The sequence below is a fragment of the Streptomyces sp. NPDC003327 genome, from assembly GCF_053589515.1.
In genome coordinates this window covers 42,798-59,597 of sequence record NZ_JBSFSA010000041.1, presented here as the reverse complement: position 1 = coordinate 59,597, position 16,800 = coordinate 42,798, and the positions used below count along the sequence as shown (strand labels likewise).

19 protein-coding genes and 1 pseudogene are annotated in these 16,800 nt (G+C 70.9%); 7 read left to right on the top strand and 13 right to left on the bottom strand.

What is annotated here, in order from left to right; all coding sequences use genetic code 11:
- Positions 1-312: 312 nt before the first annotated feature.
- Together ACWDVG_RS25575 and ACWDVG_RS25570 are read left to right on the top strand one after the other, a co-directional pair.
- Positions 313-1,275 carry a sigma-70 family RNA polymerase sigma factor gene (locus ACWDVG_RS25575; RefSeq protein ID WP_451702220.1) on the top strand — a complete coding sequence of 321 codons (963 nt, stop codon included), beginning with the start codon at positions 313-315 and terminating at the stop codon, positions 1,273-1,275.
- Positions 1,276-1,416: 141 nt separating this feature from the next.
- The gene (locus ACWDVG_RS25570; RefSeq protein WP_451702218.1) at positions 1,417-1,851 is read left to right on the top strand and encodes a hypothetical protein; all 435 of its coding nucleotides are present in this window, start codon (positions 1,417-1,419) and stop codon (positions 1,849-1,851) included.
- 4 nt (positions 1,852-1,855) lie between these two features.
- Here ACWDVG_RS25570 and ACWDVG_RS25565 read toward each other — a convergent pair.
- Both ACWDVG_RS25565 and ACWDVG_RS25560 read right to left on the bottom strand, forming a co-directional pair.
- Positions 1,856-2,787, bottom strand: a protein-coding gene (locus ACWDVG_RS25565) for an IS5 family transposase (RefSeq protein ID WP_451702216.1) whose coding sequence is annotated in 2 segments (ribosomal slippage) — positions 1,856-2,449 and positions 2,452-2,787 — 930 coding nt in all. Because the reading frame shifts where the segments join, the coding sequence is not laid out codon by codon here.
- 89 nt (positions 2,788-2,876) lie between these two features.
- Positions 2,877-3,206, bottom strand: a complete 330-nt coding sequence (locus tag ACWDVG_RS25560; protein ID WP_451702215.1) for a hypothetical protein — start codon at positions 3,204-3,206, stop codon at positions 2,877-2,879.
- Between the two features lie 524 nt (positions 3,207-3,730).
- On the opposite strand from ACWDVG_RS25560, the gene ACWDVG_RS25555 reads away from it, so the two are divergent.
- From ACWDVG_RS25555 to ACWDVG_RS25540, 4 genes and pseudogenes are all read left to right on the top strand, one after another.
- Positions 3,731-4,321, top strand: coding sequence for a TIGR02391 family protein (locus ACWDVG_RS25555; RefSeq protein WP_451702213.1), 591 nt, complete (start codon positions 3,731-3,733; stop codon positions 4,319-4,321).
- A 650-nt stretch (positions 4,322-4,971) separates the two neighbouring features.
- Positions 4,972-5,640 (top strand): annotated as a pseudogene (locus tag ACWDVG_RS25550) (hypothetical protein); the annotation flags it as partial.
- Between the two features lie 242 nt (positions 5,641-5,882).
- The gene (locus ACWDVG_RS25545) at positions 5,883-6,284 is read left to right on the top strand and encodes a cupredoxin domain-containing protein (RefSeq protein ID WP_451702211.1); all 402 of its coding nucleotides are present in this window, start codon (positions 5,883-5,885) and stop codon (positions 6,282-6,284) included.
- A gap of 40 nt (positions 6,285-6,324) precedes the next feature.
- Positions 6,325-6,762 (top strand): hypothetical protein, encoded by a 438-nt coding sequence (locus ACWDVG_RS25540; protein ID WP_451702210.1) that lies wholly within the window; start codon positions 6,325-6,327, stop codon positions 6,760-6,762.
- Here ACWDVG_RS25540 and ACWDVG_RS25535 read toward each other — a convergent pair.
- The 10 genes from ACWDVG_RS25535 to sigK form a co-directional block, all read right to left on the bottom strand.
- Complete coding sequence (locus tag ACWDVG_RS25535) at positions 6,731-7,126, bottom strand: DoxX family protein (protein ID WP_451702209.1); 396 nt, start codon at positions 7,124-7,126, stop codon at positions 6,731-6,733. The genes ACWDVG_RS25540 and ACWDVG_RS25535 overlap by 32 nt on opposite strands.
- Before the next feature lie 48 nt (positions 7,127-7,174).
- Positions 7,175-7,786, bottom strand: coding sequence for an alpha/beta fold hydrolase (locus ACWDVG_RS25530; RefSeq protein WP_451702208.1), 612 nt, complete (start codon positions 7,784-7,786; stop codon positions 7,175-7,177).
- A gap of 146 nt (positions 7,787-7,932) precedes the next feature.
- Positions 7,933-8,763 (bottom strand): DUF1295 domain-containing protein, encoded by an 831-nt coding sequence (locus tag ACWDVG_RS25525; RefSeq protein WP_451702206.1) that lies wholly within the window; start codon positions 8,761-8,763, stop codon positions 7,933-7,935.
- Positions 8,760-10,046: a class I SAM-dependent methyltransferase gene (locus ACWDVG_RS25520; protein WP_451702204.1), complete on the bottom strand. Its 1,287-nt coding sequence runs from the start codon at positions 10,044-10,046 to the stop codon at positions 8,760-8,762. Before ACWDVG_RS25520 ends, ACWDVG_RS25525 begins: the two co-directional genes overlap by 4 nt.
- Complete coding sequence (locus tag ACWDVG_RS25515) at positions 10,043-11,377, bottom strand: class I SAM-dependent methyltransferase (protein ID WP_451702203.1); 1,335 nt, start codon at positions 11,375-11,377, stop codon at positions 10,043-10,045. Before ACWDVG_RS25515 ends, ACWDVG_RS25520 begins: the two co-directional genes overlap by 4 nt.
- Positions 11,374-12,132 carry a DUF1365 domain-containing protein gene (locus ACWDVG_RS25510; RefSeq protein ID WP_451702201.1) on the bottom strand — a complete coding sequence of 253 codons (759 nt, stop codon included), beginning with the start codon at positions 12,130-12,132 and terminating at the stop codon, positions 11,374-11,376. The genes ACWDVG_RS25515 and ACWDVG_RS25510 overlap by 4 nt, the downstream gene beginning before the upstream one ends.
- Positions 12,129-13,394 (bottom strand): NAD(P)/FAD-dependent oxidoreductase, encoded by a 1,266-nt coding sequence (locus tag ACWDVG_RS25505; protein ID WP_451702199.1) that lies wholly within the window; start codon positions 13,392-13,394, stop codon positions 12,129-12,131. The genes ACWDVG_RS25510 and ACWDVG_RS25505 overlap by 4 nt, the downstream gene beginning before the upstream one ends.
- A 126-nt stretch (positions 13,395-13,520) precedes the next feature.
- Positions 13,521-14,003 carry a peroxiredoxin gene (locus ACWDVG_RS25500; RefSeq protein WP_451702196.1) on the bottom strand — a complete coding sequence of 161 codons (483 nt, stop codon included), beginning with the start codon at positions 14,001-14,003 and terminating at the stop codon, positions 13,521-13,523.
- 37 nt (positions 14,004-14,040) lie between these two features.
- Positions 14,041-14,790, bottom strand: a complete 750-nt coding sequence (locus ACWDVG_RS25495; RefSeq protein ID WP_451702194.1) for an anti-sigma factor — start codon at positions 14,788-14,790, stop codon at positions 14,041-14,043.
- A complete protein-coding gene (gene sigK, locus ACWDVG_RS25490) occupies positions 14,787-15,380 on the bottom strand; it encodes an ECF RNA polymerase sigma factor SigK (protein ID WP_451702192.1) in 594 nt (197 codons plus the stop codon). The genes ACWDVG_RS25495 and sigK overlap by 4 nt, the downstream gene beginning before the upstream one ends.
- A gap of 370 nt (positions 15,381-15,750) precedes the next feature.
- On the opposite strand from sigK, the gene ACWDVG_RS25485 reads away from it, so the two are divergent.
- Complete coding sequence (locus ACWDVG_RS25485; protein WP_351852149.1) at positions 15,751-15,990, top strand: chaplin; 240 nt, start codon at positions 15,751-15,753, stop codon at positions 15,988-15,990.
- Between the two features lie 150 nt (positions 15,991-16,140).
- Here ACWDVG_RS25485 and ACWDVG_RS25480 read toward each other — a convergent pair whose 3' ends face one another.
- A complete protein-coding gene (locus tag ACWDVG_RS25480) occupies positions 16,141-16,551 on the bottom strand; it encodes an ATP-binding protein (protein WP_451702190.1) in 411 nt (136 codons plus the stop codon).
- Positions 16,552-16,800: the final 249 nt, after the last annotated feature.

Genomic DNA, 16,800 nt, shown 5'->3' with positions numbered 1-16,800 from the left:
GGCGTATCAGGTCCCACTCGGCATCGGACAGTTCATGGCGACGTATCACCCCACCATGATCCACAACCCAAGATCACTTTGACGACAGGCTCTAGCAGCCCAAGAAGCGACGGCTGGTGTGCGGGCGGTGCCGCAACGACGACGCGGACGAGAGGGGGCGTCCGGCCGCGCTCGTCACGCGTCCTCGTGACCGGTGCCGCCACGGGGCTGAGGGCGTGAGCCAAGTCACCGCTTCGGCTACGTATCTGGCGTGAAGGCTGTCCCGTCGTACCGGTGTGTACAGCCATTCACCCTGCAAGGAGCCGTGAAGCGATGCCTCAGCCCTCTCTGTCCCCCGACCCCGGCCGACTGCCGCAGCCTCTGCTGGCGGTGGCGCAGGCCGCACGCCGCGAGTTCCTCGTCGTGCTGGAGCCGCTGCGCGGCGAGTTGTTCCGCTACTGCCGGCGCCTGACCGGCAGCGTGTGGGACGCCGAGGACCTGGCCCAGGAGGCACTCGCCCGGGCATTCACGCGGGCGGCACAGACCCATCAGCCGGTCGAGCGCCCCATGGCGTGGCTGGTGCGGATCGCAACCAACGCCTACCTCGACCAGGTGCGCCGCCCGGCTCCGCTGCTCGTGAAGCCGGTGGAGCGGGCCGCCCCTGCCGCCGCCGATCCCGCCGAGGTGCGCGATGCGCTCGCGGAGATGGCCACCCTGCTGGCGCCGCAGGAGCGTGCCGCCGTCGTCCTCAAGGACGTGTTCGACCTGCCGCTGAAGGAGATCGCCGCCATGCTGAGCACCACCGAGGGGGCGGTCAAGGCCGCACTGCACCGTGGCCGAGGGCGTCTGGCCGATCCGGAGCGGGAAGCTGCGCTCGCCCGTCGTACGGCTCCCGACCGCGAGACCCTCGACGCCCTTGCCGCGGCATTCACCGCGTATGACCTAGACGGGCTGACCGAGCTCTTCGTCCAGGACGCGGTCAGCGACGTGATCGGCGTCGCCCATGAGGTCGGACGGGCGCAGATCGCCGCCGGCTCGCTGCACCACACCCTGGTTGTGGAGTCCTCCGTCCGGTGGCGTGCCGAAGTCCGGGAGCTCGACGGCGAACCGCTGGTCCTGATGTGGGCCACCCCGGCCGACGGCAGTGGCCCCGAGGCGGTCGAGGACGTCCTGCGCGCCGAGATCGTCGACGGCGGGATCACGCGCCTGCGCTGGTACTACTTCTGCCCGGGCGTCCTCGCCGAGGTCGGCGACCGGCTGGACGTGCCCGTCCGAACCCACGGCCACCTCGTGTGACGAGTGTGGGTACCGTTCTTGCCTTGCCGCAGATAACAGGGGCGCTTCCACCGCGCGTCTGCGGCCCTGACCGGCCCCTGCCAGACCCGTTAGGACCTGTCCGACCGATCATGGCTGTGGACAGTCGGGGATGATGCCCGGATGAGCATCATCGTGAAGTTCTTCGTGGCGCCGGACGATACGTCAGCGGGTCTGGCTCTCAAGACTGGGCCGGGACGGGCATTCGAGTCGCTCTCCTTCGGCAACTTCGATCCCGAAGAAGCCGTGGTCGAGTGGGAGTGCCTTCTGGTCGGCGGCAGCTTCGAGGAACTCGTGGAAGCCGGTGAGCCTCGCATCGTCGCTGGCCAGGACAACGACGGGTGCGTCGTCTTCGCACTCTCGTCCCGCCTGATTACTGCACTCGCGGACGCAGGGCACTCCAGGTTGCGTGACGTCGCTGCCTCGTGGACTCAGCTGCATGCGGAGGACGGTGAGGTCATCGACACCGAGATCGCCGACGGGATCATGGGCGATCTGGCTGCTCTCGGCAGCAGCGCCCGGCGCCAGAACCAGAACGTCTACTGCTGGGTCGCGTAGGGGCTCATGTCCGAAGCCAGATCGCGACGGCCGCGGCGGTGACAGTGCCGAGGAAGACGTAACCGCGTTTGTCGTAGCGAGTGGCGACCGCCCGGGACTGCTTCAGGCGGTTGATCGCCCGCTCGACGGTGTTGCGCTTCTTGTAGCGGTCCTCATCGAAGCCGGGCGGCCGTCCACCGCGTGCGCCCTTGCGCAGGCGGGCCGCCTGGCTGTCGGTCTTCTCCGGGATGGTGTGGCGGATCCCCCGCCGTCGCAGGTACTCGCGGATGGGGCCGTTGCTGTAAGCCTTGTCGGCCGCAAGGCTGTCGGGCTTCTTGCGCGGCCTGCCCAGGCCAGATCTGGGCACTCGGATCTTCTCCAGGACCGGCTTGAACTGGGTGCAGTCTGCCCGCTGACCTGGCGTGACGAGCAGGGACAGTGGGCGGCACCGGCCGTCTGCGCTCAGGTGGAGCTTGCTGGTGAACCCACCCCGCGAGCGGCCCAGGCCCTCACCTCCAGCACCACCTCCACCAGGCGGGCAACGAGACTCTGCCACGGCGTCTCGGCCTGGTGTTCCATCCCTGCGGCCCCCTTTGCTCCTGGGGCCGGAGGCGGGTCGGTGCGGGCGCCGGCCGCATGCTGATGCGCACGGACGATGGTGGAGTCGACCGAGATGTCCCAGTCGATCTCGCCTGCGGCGTCGGCCGCGGCCTGAACCTGCTGGAGCAGACGTTCCCAGGTGCCGTCGGCCGACCAAAGGCGGTGGCGCTCGTAGACGGTCTTCCACGGCCCGAACCGCTCGGGCAGATCGCGCCACTGCACCCCGGTCCGCACCCGGTGCAGGATTCCGTCGATCACCTGCCGGTGATCCCGCCACCTGCCACAACGCCCGTTGCTGACCGGCAGGAACGGCCGCAGCCGTTCCCACTCGGCATCACTCAGATCACCCCGCCCCATGTCCCAGGAACGACTCGGGCACGGAGTAGTCACATGATCGGCCGGACAGGTCCTAGGTCTGGCAGGGGCCGGTCAGGGCCGACGCGTGGTTACTGCCGTCCTGCGGCGGCGCACGCTGCCGAGCAGAACTGCGGCGGCACCTTTGGGCCCGTGCCGATCTGGAGCGCCGCACCGCAGGCACAGCGCCCGCCGGCGAGCTTCTGGATGCGGCGGTGTGCCGCTCGGGCCACCCGTTCCAGCCGGAAGTTCTCGGTGTCCATCGCGTAGTGCACATGAACGGCCTGCTCGCCGCAGTACACGACGTCGACCATCTCGGGCTCGTCGTAGGCCGCTTCGATCAGAGCCGTCTTGACCGGAAAGTAGGCGCCCTGGGCGACGGCGGCCGCGATCAGTCGGTCTCCCTCCTTTCCCGGCGGCACGGCGTCGGGGCGACGCGGGCCCCGAAGGGCCTTGGCCGATTGCGGGAGACGGCGTGGGCGTCGTCCTGCGGCGGGTGGCAGTGCGCGTCCAGCAGAAGGCACCGTAGCGCAACGGCCGGAGGTCACGCTGTGAGCCGCTCCATCTGGTCGTGGCAACCGATCGACCGCGACTCCTCAGCGGCCTGACCATCGACGGGCTCGGCCTGATGCGCCCTCCAGGCACGGAGTTGATCTGGCTCTTGGGCGTGGTCGGAGGCCGCATTGGCCTTGCAGGCCGGCACGAGTAATGAGCATCGGGACGCCGGACGGCAGTGCCCCATGGGGAGGAGCCGGACGAAGTCGGAAATCAGACAGTGGGCGTCCGCGTTGCCGCGTAACGTGCATCCATGTTCACGTACGAGCCGCCGGTTCCGGCGGACCAGCTCCGGAAACTTCCCACTCGGGATGCCGCGCTTCTCCTGCTACAGAACCTTGCCAAAGGCGGCGGCGATCTTCAGTACGCCGGGCTGATAGGCGGTGCCCGCATGGCCTTCCAGGAGGAGAGGGACGTCGACCTGCTGACAAACCGGCTGTCCGACGCGTGGAGCTGGCTGGAGGCCCACGCGCTGTTGTCCCGAGTACCGCGCCAGTCCGAGAACTTCCGGCGGCTCTCCCGTGACGGCCGGGAGCTGGCGGCGGACCCGAAGAGCCTGGCCCGGTTCGAAGCCCGCACCCGGCTCGCCGGTCCGCTCCATCCGGACCTGGAGAAGACGGTGCGCACCAACTTCGACCTCGGGGACTACGAGACCGCGTGCTTCGCCGCCATGAAGGCCGTCGAAGTCGCCGTCCGCGACGCCTCTGGGCTCGACAACTCCCTCGTCGGCGTCGCGCTGATGCGCAAGGCGTTCCAACCGCACCAGAACGGCAAGCCCGGCGGCCCGCTGGCCGACGCCGGCGCAGAGGGCGGCGAGCAGGAGGCCGAGTCCGCGCTGTTCGCCGGCGCCATGGGCCGCTACAAGAACCCCTCCAGCCACCGCACCGTCGACTTCGCCGACCCGATCGAGGCGGCCCAAATCATCCAGTTCGCCGACCTGCTGTTGCGCCAGGTCGACCGGGCCCGGGCCAGGAACAGCTAACGAGGAGCACTGGAGCCCGCATCGTCCAACCAGCCCGGAGACATGTGGTGACCTGGTGGCTTCCTGCAGTCGTGATTATGGGGTCGGCAGGCGGCGGGCGAGGTCGGGGGCGAGTTGCCCGGCTGCTTGGCCGAGTCCGAGGGCGAGGTCTCGCCGACGGGGGATGCGGCGAGACCTCGCCCTCTCATGCTACGTCGTACATGCCCCGCAGACCTCTTGTCCTGACGGTTTGTTCGCTATGCACACAAACGGGAGATGACTGGCTTGACCTCAGGGTTCGTGGGGGCCGGGGGTGCCACCTGCTCTGATGGGAGCCGCGCGCAGCACACAGCCGCGCTGCCGAGTAGCTGGCCGCCCTCTGCTCCGTCCGGGCCTCGAAGTGCTGACTGCCGTGCCCGTGGAAACGACAGTCGGCGCGTTCATCCCTGACCCCCGGGGCCAGCACTGATCGTCTGGACGTATGCGGCTGTATCAGGCGAAGGTGAAGGGTGCGAGTTCAGCCTCTGCGATGCGCTCACGCGTGAAGAGTGGTGCGACCAGTACCCAATCCTCCTTCGGGGGCGCACCGAATGATGGGTGAAAGGGACTGAACGTCCGGACGCGATCCGGCCTCGTGCCGGTGAAACCTCCCCGGAAGGGGATGCATCGCGATGACAGTCAAGCGCTCCACCCGTCTGACCGCCCTCATGGCCCTGCCCGCGGCCCTCACCCTCGCCGTGGCAGCCCCGGCACTGGCCCATGACACCAACCACGCAGGTCAGCAGACGCAGCACGGCCGGAGCTACAACGTCGACCTGCGGCAGCTGAACGACTCGGGCGCCCGCGGCACCGCCCAGCTCACCCTGCAGGGCCGCCAGCTCACGGTGAAGATCAAGGCCCAGGGTCTGGTCCCCGGCCAGCCCCACGCCCAGCACATCCACGGCTCCACCACCGGGCACGACTTCACCTGCCCCGACGCCAGCGCCGACAAGAACGGCGACGGCATCGTCACCACCGCCGAGGGACTGCCCGCCTACGGGGACATCAACATCTCCCTGACCACCAAGGGCGACACGACCAAGGCCAGCGGACTGGCCGTCGACCGGATGCCGGTCGCGGACAAGAACGGCAACCTGTCCTACTCCCGGACGATCGCCGTCTCCCAGGCCGTCGCCGACAACATCACCCGCCTGCACGTCGTTCAGCACGGCATCGACCCCAATGGCAACGGGGTGTACGACTTCGGCAAGGGCAAGAGCGAACTCGACCCCAAGCTGCCCCAGGAAGCCACCGCCCCCGCCACCTGCGGCACCATCGAAGGCCACTCCGGCGCCTCCATGGGCAACAACTACTAGCCCTCCGGCAAGAAGGTGACGCCAACGGGCACAGCCGTAAGGGCTGTGGCCGTTCCGCCCGAACGACGGCCTCGGTGGCTACTCGACGCCGAGGCCGTCACCATCCTCAGCTGAAGACCTCGACCGCTTCCGGTTTGCGCGCCGCCTCGGTTGTTCGAGGAGCCTCGTTCGGAGAATCCGGCCTCTGTGCCCGTCGGACGTCTCGCCAGCGCACCCAGGAGAATCCCATGCTTGTTCCTCTCCGCTCCCGCACACCACACATGGTCCTGCCGATCGCGGCGCTGTGCATGCTCATCGTCCTCGTCGGCTGCTCCTCCTCCGGCGGGCCCGCGCCCACCTCCCCGTCGCCCTCGGCACCGTCCTCCACATCGGTCAGCGAAGAGCGCATCGTCATCAAGGACTTCCGTTTCGAGCCGGTCGACCTGGCTGTCGCACCCGGAGCCAGGGTGTCCGTGGTGAACGAGGACTCCGCTCCCCACACCGTGACGGCCAAGGCCGCCGATGCCTTCGACACCGGCACCGTCAAAGGCGGCGAGACAGCCACGTTCACCGCACCGCCCGCTGCCGGCACGTACCGCTACGTCTGCAGCATCCATCCGTCCATGACCGGCACCCTCACCGTCCGCTGACCCGCGCAGGCCGCGCGGCGTCTCACCATGGAGCGATCCCATGCACCACGGTCCGATGCGGTCGAACAGCACACACCGGAAACTGCACGCCGTCGCCCGTCTTCTGGCCGCTGCCGGTCTTACCGCAGACGCCTACCTCCACGCGCGTCTCGCCGAACGCTACGACGCCGTCAGCGCCACCCTCAGCCAGGGCACCCTCTTCAGGATCGAAGCCGCCACCGCCGCACTCGCGGCGCTGCTGCTCCTTGTCTGGCGCCGCCCCCTGGCCGACGCCTTCGCCTGGACCGTCGCCGTCGGCGGACTCGCGGCCCTCCTGCTCTACCGCTACGTCGACGTCGGCGAACTCGGCCCCCTGCCCAAGATGTACGAACCGGCCTGGTTCACCGACAAGAATCTCGTCGTCATCGCCCAAGTGCTCACACTCCTCGCCACCTCAGTGCTCCTTCTCACCCGTCGTCGCCGACGAGGCCACGCCTGACGTCCGGCATACCGGCGTGGCGGGCCCAGAGAATCAACGGAACCTGGAGGGGAAGCCGCGCGTAGGCGACGGCTCTTGCGGTCGTCGAGCGGTGACGCCAGTCGTAGGCCATCTTGACGTTCGCCGGGAACACTCCGGCGAAGAAGAGGGCGGTCGCGTGGGCGCTCGCCCTTCGGGTCGCCGGCAGTGCGAGACCGGCTGCCAGAGCCAGTTCGACCACGCCGCTGGCCGTGGTCCAGGCCCGGGGGCCACCCGGCAGAGAGCGCGGCACGATGGCGTCGAACTGCCGGGGCGCGGCAAAGTGAGCGAGGCCCGCCGAGGCCATCAGACCGGCGAGCAGAAGCGCGGAACGAGCAGGGGACATGGGGTTCCTTCGGTCAAAAGGGCGCCGGGGCAGGCGTCCGGGAAACGTTCAGTGGCTGCGGCGCAGGCGGATCGGGTGACGTTCACCGGCGGACGGGATGAACATGGCGGCGTCCAGCGGTCCTGCCCCCCACATTGTCTCCGGGGTGGAGGTACAGGGCGGGGAATCCAGACCGAGGGCTTCGGCTGTGCTGCGGGCGGCAAGGGTGTGCCAGAGGCGCGAGCGGCTGATCATGGCGTGGCGGCCGGCGGGCATGCGGATGCCTCGGACGCGGGCCCCGGCCACTTCGGCGCGGTGGAGGTAGGCCCACGTGTCGGTGGCCGAGGTGATCCGGTCGGCCGGATCGTGGAGGGCGATCACGGTGCGGTGCGCCAGGTGGGTGGCCGGCTCATCGGGAGGGCACCAGGGAGCGAGTGCCACGACGCCACGGACGTGCGGATCGTCGGCGGCGCGCAGCGCGGCCCGGGCGCCCATGGAGTGCCCGAGCAGCACCACGGGCAGAGGGCCGACCAGGTCGGCGAGTTCGGCCAGGGCCCGGCGCGTGTCGTGGACGGGGTCGGCGCGCTCTCCGTTCCAGCCGCGCATCCGGTAGCGGACGTACCCGATGAGGACGTCGGCGTGGCGGGGGTCCTGGCCGAGTACCCGGGCGAAAGCTTTCATCCGCAGGTCGGGCAGGTTGAGGGCAGACGGGGGTGCGAGGGAGTCGGCACGTCCGCCGTGCAGGAGCAGTACCGCACTTGTCGCAGGCAGAAACCTGGGCTCGGGCAGGTGGAGAGCGGGGAAGGCGCTGCTCCGATCGGATCCGCTCATGTCATACGCTCCGGCTTTCCGGGAACGGCTTTGCGGGGTGGCAGGGGGAGGAACCCGCTGGTGCGAGCCGCATACGCGGCGTAGCCGGGGCGGTGGGCCATGTGCTTCTCCAGGAGGCGCTTGCCGCTGCCGATGGTGAGCAGCAGGGTCATGAGGACCGGGGAGACGAGGACGGCGAGGGCCGGCTGCCAGGCGGTGCAGGCGAGCAGGTACAGGCCCCACCAGACGAGGCTGTCGCCGAAGTAGTTGGGGTGCCGGGTCCAGGCCCACAGGCCCTGGTCCATGATCCGTCCCCGGTTGGCGGGGTCCGCCTTGAAGCGGGCCAGCTGGTGGTCGCCGACGGCCTCGAAGACGAGACCGGTCGCCCACAGCGCGAGCCCGCAGTACGCCAGGGCGTCCAGGGGCGCGGAGCTGTAGGAGGCGGCCTGGACGGGGAGGGAGATCAGCCAGACGAGGGCCGCCTGGCCGAGGTAGACGGTGCGCAGTGCGTAGAGGGTCCGGTTTCCGGGCGCCTTGTCGAGGAGGTCGGTGTAGCGGGGGTCCTCGCCGTGGCCGCGGGAGCGGTGGGCGATGTGGGCGGCCAGCCGCAGCCCCCACAGGAGGGTCGTCGCGGCGACGAGCAGGCGTCGGCCGTCGTCGCCGTGACCGTCGGACAGCAGCCAGGAGACGGCAGCGACCGCGGCGAAGGCGAGGCCCCAGGCGATGTCGACGATCCGGTGCAGTCCGCGGCGCACGGCGATCGCGAAGGTGGCGAGGAGCACCGCCCCGGCCGTCGCCGCGGCGGCGGCGAGGTTGACGCCGAGGGCGCCCCAGTCGGTGCCGGTCACGCCGGGACCGCCTCGGCGTACCAGGCGGCGGGGGTCGCCGGCATGGCCGACGCCCCTTCGCGGGTGGGGCGTACGGCGAGGATCTGGTCGACGCCCATGCGGCGTTCGGCGAAGGCGAGCGACGCGCCGGCCAGATAGAGGCGCCAGACGCGGGCGGTGGTCGTTCCGACGAGGGCCTCGATGTCGCTCCAGCGCTGTTCGAGGGTGGCGCGCCAGGCGTCGATGGTGGTCGTGTAGTGCTCGCGGAGCGATTCGACGGAGCGGGCCTCCAGACCGGCGGTCTCCAGCACGTCGACGGTGCGGCCGACGGGGCGCATGTGCATGTCGGGTGCGATGTACGTCTCGATGAAGGCGCCTCCGCCGGGTGCGTGGGCGCCGCGGGACATCTGCTGGATCAGGAGCCGGCCCTCGGGGCGCAGCGCGTCGTGCAGCTTCGTCGCGAAGGCGGGGTATTCGGCGTCGCCGACGTGTTCGCCCATCTCGACGGCCGCGGCCGCGTCGTAGCCGCCGCCGTCGATGTCCCGCCAGTGCCGCAGCTGGACGTCCACGAGGTCGGACACCCCCTCGCGTGCGGCCCGCGCGGTGACGAACTCGTGCTGGGCGCGGGACAGGGTGACCGCGGTGACGCGGGCCTTGTGCGCGCGCGCCGCGTGGATGGTGAGGGAGCCCCAGCCGCAGCCGACGTCGAGCAGCCGGTCCCCGGGGCCCAAGCCGAGTTTGCGGCAGATCAGGTCGAGTTTGTCGCGCTGCGCGTCGGCCAGGGTGTAGGCCGGATCGTCGGGCCGGGTCCAGTAGGCGCAGGAGTACGCCATCGTCTCGTCGAGGAGGAGCGCGTAGAAGTCGTTGGAGAGGTCGTAGTGATGGCTGATGCCCGCGCGGTCCCGCGCGACGCTGTGCAGGCCGCCGGTCAGGCGGGCCCGCCCGTCGGGGCGCTTCGGGGGCGGGCCGACGGCACCGAGGCGTACGGCGAGGGCGGTGGCCGCGGTCATGCCCGCGGGTCCGGGGCGTGCCGCGGGCCGGTCGCGGACGCTGCGGCCGGCTCGGGAGAGGGCGTCGGCGAGGTCGCCCTCGACGTCCAGGTCGCCGGTGACGTACGCCTCGGCCAGGCCGAGCTCGCCCGGCTGCCACACCAGGCGGCGCAGCGCGCCGGGCGAGCGGAGGACCACCAGGGGCGCGTCGGCGGGGCCCGTCAGGCTGCCGTCCCAGGCCCGGACGCGCACGGGGAGCGGCCCCGGGAGGAAGTGGCCGAGGAGGTCGGCGAGTCGGTCGGCGGCGGACTTCATCGGGGGGTTCCTTCGGTGAGGAGGAGCTGGCGGACGTCGAGGTAGCGGGAGCGGAATCCGGCTTCCGAGTAGGCGAGGTAGAACTCCCACATGCGCTGGAAGACCGGGTCGAAGCCGAGGCCGGTGACGGCGCCACGGCGGGCGGTGAACCGTTCCCGCCACAGGCGCAGGGTCTCGGCGTAGTGCTCGCCGAAGCCGTCGTCGGCGACCGTGCGCAGACCGGCGGCGGCCGAGTGCGCGGCGATGGCCTCGCGGGAGGGGATCAGACCGCCGGGGAAGACGTACTTGCTGATGAAGGTGTGGGTGGCGGCGGTGTGGAGCATCTGCCGGTGGCCCATGGTGATGGCCTGCAGGGCGATCCTGCCGCCGGGCGCGAGCGCGCGGCGCAGGGCCCTGAAGTAGGCGGCCCAGTACTCCGCGCCGACCGCTTCGATCATCTCGACACTGATCACGGCGTCGTACCGCCCTTCCGCGTCGCGGTAGTCGCGCAGCTGGACGTCCACCCGGTCGGCGAGTCCGGCCGCCGCGATCCGCTCGCGGGCCAGGGCCGCCTGCTCGGCGGAGAGGGTCAGGGTGGTGACTCGCGCGCCGCGGGCGGCGGCCCGCAGGGCGAGTTCGCCCCAGCCGGTGCCGATCTCCAGCAGCCGGGTGCCCTCGCCGACGCCGGCGAGGTCCAGAAGCCGGTCGATCTTGCGGTGCTGGGCGGCGGCGAGGGACTCGAAGCGGGCGGGGAACGCGGTGAAGACCGCGGAGGAGTAGCTGAGGGTGGGGTCGAGGAAGGCGGCGAACAGGTCGTTGGAGAGGTCGTAGTGGCGCTGGATGTTGGCACGGGCCCCCTCACGGGTGTTCCGGTCCCAGGCGGGGCGGGCGGACACCCATAGGCCACGCAGCCGGCGCAGCGGCGCGGGGACCAGCTCGTCGACGTGACCGGCGAGCGCGGTGAGGACGCCGGCCAGATCGTTGCTGTCCCATTCGCCGGCCATGTAGGACTCGCCGAAGCCGATCAGCCCGTCACGCCCGATGCGCTGGTAAAAGGCATCGGAGTCGTGGAGCGTCAGGTGCGGGCCCACCGCCGAAGGACGCGTACCGGCCGGAGGACCGGTCAGGGACAACTTGTCCAGGGCCCGGCTCACCAGGTACCGGGCGACGGCGGTCCGGGCGGGGCCGGCCGAGGGGATCCGGGCGACGTCCGGCCAGTGGTCGGCGTCGACGTCCGCACGGCTGAGGGGCGCGGCGGTCGCGGGGCCGCCCGGCGGCGTCTGTTCGGGGACGTCGAGGGTGCGGCCGGCGAGCCGGGAGCGGCTTTCGGAGGTGAGGGCGGGGCGGGTCACGACAGTGTGCCTTTCTGCGGGGCGGAACGGGGGCGCGGGTGCACGGGGAGTCCGCGCAGCAGCAGGTGAACGCCGTGGCGGCGGATGCCGGCCGAGACCGCGGCGGTGGACCAGGGTCTGCGCGCGGCCGCGGCCAGCAGCGCGGGCACGGTGGCGGGCCGGCGGCGGCCTCGGACGACCGCGGTGAAGGCCCTGCCGTCGTCGTTCTCCAGGTGGATGGTCAGGGCCAGGCGCTCCCCGGGCAGCGGCAGACGCATCCGGTAGCGGCCGTCGACCGCGAAGAACGGCGAGACGTAGAAGGTTTTGTCCACCACGGCCTCGTCCGTCCGCAGCAGGTAGCAGTGGCGCTGCCCGTAGGTGTTGTGGACCTCCGCGACCACGCACACCAGGGCGCCGGCGGGATCGTGGCACCAGTACACGCTGAGGGGGTTGAAGACGTACCCGAAGACGCGGGCGTGCGCCAGCATCACCACGCGCCCGCCGCCCAGGTCGATGTTGTGTGCGGCGAGGAAGGCGTCGAGCCCGGCGCGGAGGGAGCCGGCGGTGCCGTCGAAGTGGTCGCGGGCGTCGAACCGGGCGAGCGGACGCAGTGGCCGGGGCAGCACCGGCAGGTGGTCGAGGTCCACGCACCACAGGTAGGTGTCGTGGCGCAGCGTGTGGTGCAGCGGCGTGCGGCGGACGTGCGTGATCACGCAGTCGTACAGCGCCGGCGCCTCGACCGACGTGAACGCGGCGGTCGTCCCGGTCCTCGTCACCAGCTCACCCCCAAGGAGCGGGCCGCCTCCACGCCGGAGCGGCAGCCGTCCTCGTGGAACCCCCAGCCGTGCCAGGCCCCGGCGTACGCGGTCACACCGGTGTGGAGGCGGGGGAGCTCCTTCTGCGCCGCGACCGACGTGGGCGTGTAGACGGGGTGCTCGTAGACCATCCGCTCCACGACCCGGTCCGGGGCGATGCCGGTGTCACCGCCCAGGGTGACCACGTAGCCGGAGCCCGCGGGCAGACGCTGGAGGCGCTCCATGTCGTAGCTGACGTGTACGGGGGCGGTGGAGGGCTCGCAGCCGGTCATGCGGTAGTTCCAGCTGGCGCGCGCCTTCGGAGAGCGGGGCAGGAGGGAGGTGTCGGTGTGCAGCACGGTGGGGTTGTGCGCGTACGTGAAGGCGCCCAGGAGCCGCTTCTCGTCGGGGGTGGGGTCCGCGAGCATGCGCAGCGCCTGGTCGGGGTGCGTGGCGATGACCACGGCGTCGTACGCGTCGGTGGCGCCGTCGCCGGTGGTGACGAGGGCGCCCCGGCCCGTGCGCCGGACGGCGTCGACCGGGCTGGAGGTGCGGATGCGGTGGACGCGTTTGGCGGCGGCGGTGACGTAGGCGGTCGAGCCGCCGGTGACGGTCTTCCACTGCGGGGAGCCGGTGATCGACAGCAGACCGTGATGGTGCAGGAAGGCGAAGAGGTAGGAGGCCGGGTACGACAGCGCGGTGCGGGCCGGGCAGGACCACACGGCGGCGACGAGCGGCAGGGCGAAGTGGCTGACGAAGTAGGGGGAGAACCCGCCCTCGCGCAGGAAGTCCCCGAAGGTGACACCCGCGTGAGTCCCCCGCGCGAGCAGCCGCCGGGCACCCCGGTGGAAGACCGGCACCTCTGCCAGGAGCCGGAGGTACCGCGACCGCAGGGCCGCACGGGAGGCGAACAGACCTGCCGCGCCCCGGGCACCCGCGTACTCCAGCCCGCACCCGTCACACCGCACCGACATGCTCATCTCGGCGTCCTGCGTGCCGATCTCCAGCTCCCGGAACAACCTCAGCAGGGTGGGGTAGGTGCGCTCGTTGTGGACTATGAACCCCGAGTCCACAGCGAGTGCCTGACCGCCGGGGCCGGGCAGCTCACGGGTGTGGGCGTGGCCGCCGAGCCGCCCGTCCGCCTCGTACAGGGTGACCTCGTACGAGGACGCCAGGACGTAGGCGGCCGTCAGGCCCGCCACGCCGGCGCCCACGACCGCCACCTTGCGCTGTTCGACCACCATCGCTCCCGCCACTCGACACGCCGCCCGACTGCTGCGTTTCACCCGTACTTCGCAGCAGACGGGCGATCGGATTGGCGTGATGTGTGACCGCGAGGTGGAAGGTCCGGTCGAAGAGGTGTGCCCGGTTCAGCCGGTGAGACCGGCGAGATGCGTGCTCAGCGTGACGGCGGGCGGGTAGCTGGCGCCTATGGCGGTGACGTGCTTCCAGTGCAGGCGGCCGTAACCGTTGACGATGAACACCGACCGGCGCAGGTCGATCAGGGGTGCGCTGATCCCGAAGGACTTCGCCACCACACGCTCCTCGTCGGACAGCAGGGGCATGCTCAGCCTGCGGTTGCGGGCGAACTTCTCATGACTGTCGAGCCCTTGCGGGCTGATGCCCCACACGGTGGCACCAGCGGACTGGAGTTGGTCCAGGCCGTCGGAGTAGGAGCAGAGCTGTGCGGTGCATACCGGTGTGTCGTCGCCGGGGTAGAAGACGAGAACGAGCGGCTTGCCGCGCTGCTCGCACAGGGTGTAGTCGCGGCGATGGAAGGTTTCGCCGTCCAGATGTCCGCCGGGCAGGCAGAAGTCGCCGACGATGTCCCCGATCTCCGGGATGCTTGCCATGAAGTACCTCGATCGCTGATCGATGCGGAGCGCCCGGTCAGGCGGGCAGGGCCATCAGCAGCAGCGGGTCGGTGGTGGGCTGAGGGGATCCTCCGTCGGGTTCAAGGGTGAGGCCGACGGCGCCCGCGTCGGCCGGGTTCCCGGCGAGGATCACCGTGCCGTCGTGGTCGATCAGACCGGCCGGGAGCATCGTGCCGTCGTGGTCGAGCCACAGCTGATAGGTCTTCCCGGCACCGGGCGACGGCAGGTTGGCGACGGTGAAGACGGCCTGGTTCCGCTGCTCGGAGGAGACGACGGTGGTCAGGGCCCCGTTGGCGGCCTTGCCGTGAACGGTCTGGGCGTCCGGGGCCGCCAGGACGGCACTGACCGCGTCGAGCTGCTGCTGGGCCTGGCGGGCCTGCTGCTCCAGCTCCTGTCCGTTCTGCATCTGCCAGACCGCGACGCCGCCCAGTGCGACGGCGGCCACGCTGGCGGCCAGCGCCAGGGATACGGCACGGCGGCGCAGAATGCCGCCGAGGACGGGCGCCGCACTGGCGGCGGGGACGCGCGGGGGCAGCTGACGTACGCCGTCGATGGTGGCCATGACCTGCGCCTTCGCGGCCGGAGGCGGCGGCTGGGCGACCGCGGCCGCCAGGCGCGCCGTGGTGGCCTCGAACTCGGCTGCTTCCTGCCGACATGCCTCGCAGGTCTGGAGGTGGGCGTCGAAGTCCTTGCGCTCTTCGTCGTCGAGTGCGCCCAGGGCGTAGGCGGCGGCGAGGGTGTGGGCGTCGGTGGTGTGGTGGTTCATGTGGTCACCCCCATGCAGTCGCGGAGCCGGATGAGCCCGTCGCGCATGCGTGTCTTGATGGTGGGCAGAGGCGTGCGCAGGGCTTCGGCGACCTCACGGTAGGTCAGCCCCTGGTAGTAGGCCAGGGTCACGGCCTGGCGCTGGAGTTCGGTCAGGCCGCGCAGGCAGCGCCGTACCTGCTCGGACTCCAGCCGGGTCTCGACCTGTTCGGCGACCTCGTCGAAGGCGGTGGTGTGCTCGCGGGCGGCCTGGGCTTGCTCGCGGTCGGTGGCTGCCTGGGCGGAGCGGACCCGGTCCACGGCCCGCCGGTGGGCGATCGTCGCAGCCCACGTGGTGACGGAGCCGGCTTCGGGCCGGTAGCGGGCCGCCTGACGCCACAGGTCGATCATGACCTCCTGGGCAACCTCCTCCGACTGCGCCCGGTCGCGCACCACTTTGAGGACGATGCCGAACACCAAGGGTGTGAGGGCGTCGTAGAGGGCGGAGAACGCCTGCTTGTCACCATGGGCCACTTTGCCCATGGTCTCGGTGAGGTCGCTGGGGGCGGCGCGGCCGTTGCGGCCGGTGTCGAAGGGAAGCGGCTGGTTCACCTGCACCGCTCCGGTCGTGGTGAGAAGGCGAAGGGGCGGCCTGGGCCGGCCGTCGGGGGGCGGGGCGTCCATCGCATGCCGGTCCTTGTGTCGTCGCTCGATCGTGCCGGGCCGCCCGGCGGCGGCCCGGTCGCGAAACCTGTGGGTGCTTCGTTGATTCTTCGTAGCGGACCGGCGGGTGGATGGGTGGTGCTTCGTCACCCGCGCCATCGTCGAGTAACTCGTTCGAGGGAAGGCGGGCGCAGGGGCCAAGCCGGAGGGCAGACGGCGGCGAAGACGGTGCGTGAGGTGAGCGGAGCGACGTTCTCTCGCTCTCCTCACCGGCCGTGCGGGTTGCTCGGCCGAGGCACCTTCATGGGAGGTAGTTCACATGGTTCGTATGCGGAATGGTCTGGCGGTGGCCCTGGCGGCCGGTGCGGTGGTCATCGGTGGCGCGTCGATGGCATCGGCCGATGCCGGTGCCCAGGGCGTGGCCGCCCACTCGCCGGGAGTGGGCTCGGGCAACCTCGTGCAGGTTCCCGTTCACATCCCGGTCAACGCGTGCGGCAACACCGTCAGCGTGATCGGGCTGCTGAACCCGACCTTCGGCAACACCTGCGTCAACGCCTGATCGAGCACCGCGAGAAGACTCCGGTCCGCCGCCTTCAAGACGGGGTGGCGCGGACCGGTGATCCGCCCGGAAGGCAGTGTGCTCCGAGCGGGTCGGCCGCGGGCGGCTGTCGGCACAGCCGCCCGCGGTGCCACGGCCTTTGCGACTGGGCTACCAGGTCAGGACCGCGATGAGCTGCTTGCCCCGGTCGGAGCGGCTGACGAAGAGGTCCGCCCCCAGCGAACGAACGATCCTCAGCCCCCGGCCTCCCGTCTCCTTGCGCCGCCCTTCTCGATGGCTCCCGGCCAGGTCCGCCGTCCCGTCGCTGACGGCGATGCCCGCCTGGCCTCGTTCCAGGCTCAAGGTGAGCGCGTAGGGTCCGGCGGCGTGGAGCACCGCGTTGCCGACCAGCTCCGAGACGATCAGTACGAGATCATCGGCGACCTCGCGAGGGCAGGCGTCCGCCTCCTGTTCCAGGAGTCGTGCCACGGCTTGGCGGGCCTGGCGGGCCGCGCGTTCGTCCGAGAGGAGCGGCAGATGCAGCGTGACCGGACATCCGCAGGGAGCGGTGGCGGTGTCCATGATGATTCCTCGCAGTGAGCGGTCTTCGTCACCGAAAACGGTTGAAGGGGAACGTCGTGGGGTTGTGATGGTCCCGTGGAATCCGCGCCTGGTTGCCCATCGTCACAGTCCAAGGGTCCGGGAACCCAGTGGCTGACGCTGAGGCCGGCCATTCAGTGCTGCTTTCAGTAACGATTCGTGACGACTGCCGCGATGGATTGCCGGAATCCGGGAAAGTCCCGAGCCGCCGTCCAGGTGATCTCCAGCGCT

What these genes read in the sequence shown, in the direction of transcription:
- ACWDVG_RS25555 (WP_451702213.1), top strand. Translation starts at nt 3,731, where the DNA reads ATGGCCTTCCAGGAGGAGAGGGACGTCGACCTGCTGACAAACCGGCTG.
- ACWDVG_RS25500 (WP_451702196.1), bottom strand. Translation starts at nt 14,003, where the DNA reads ATGGCAAGCATCCCGGAGATCGGGGACATCGTCGGCGACTTCTGCCTG.
- ACWDVG_RS25540 (WP_451702210.1), top strand. Translation starts at nt 6,325, where the DNA reads ATGCACCACGGTCCGATGCGGTCGAACAGCACACACCGGAAACTGCAC.
- ACWDVG_RS25530 (WP_451702208.1), bottom strand. Translation starts at nt 7,786, where the DNA reads ATGAAAGCTTTCGCCCGGGTACTCGGCCAGGACCCCCGCCACGCCGAC.
- ACWDVG_RS25570 (WP_451702218.1), top strand. Translation starts at nt 1,417, where the DNA reads ATGAGCATCATCGTGAAGTTCTTCGTGGCGCCGGACGATACGTCAGCG.
- ACWDVG_RS25480 (WP_451702190.1), bottom strand. Translation starts at nt 16,551, where the DNA reads ATGGACACCGCCACCGCTCCCTGCGGATGTCCGGTCACGCTGCATCTG.
- ACWDVG_RS25545 (WP_451702211.1), top strand. Translation starts at nt 5,883, where the DNA reads ATGCTTGTTCCTCTCCGCTCCCGCACACCACACATGGTCCTGCCGATC.
- ACWDVG_RS25535 (WP_451702209.1), bottom strand. Translation starts at nt 7,126, where the DNA reads ATGTCCCCTGCTCGTTCCGCGCTTCTGCTCGCCGGTCTGATGGCCTCG.
- ACWDVG_RS25495 (WP_451702194.1), bottom strand. Translation starts at nt 14,790, where the DNA reads ATGAACCACCACACCACCGACGCCCACACCCTCGCCGCCGCCTACGCC.
- ACWDVG_RS25485 (WP_351852149.1), top strand. Translation starts at nt 15,751, where the DNA reads ATGGTTCGTATGCGGAATGGTCTGGCGGTGGCCCTGGCGGCCGGTGCG.
- ACWDVG_RS25520 (WP_451702204.1), bottom strand. Translation starts at nt 10,046, where the DNA reads ATGAAGTCCGCCGCCGACCGACTCGCCGACCTCCTCGGCCACTTCCTC.
- ACWDVG_RS25505 (WP_451702199.1), bottom strand. Translation starts at nt 13,394, where the DNA reads ATGGTGGTCGAACAGCGCAAGGTGGCGGTCGTGGGCGCCGGCGTGGCG.
- ACWDVG_RS25575 (WP_451702220.1), top strand. Translation starts at nt 313, where the DNA reads ATGCCTCAGCCCTCTCTGTCCCCCGACCCCGGCCGACTGCCGCAGCCT.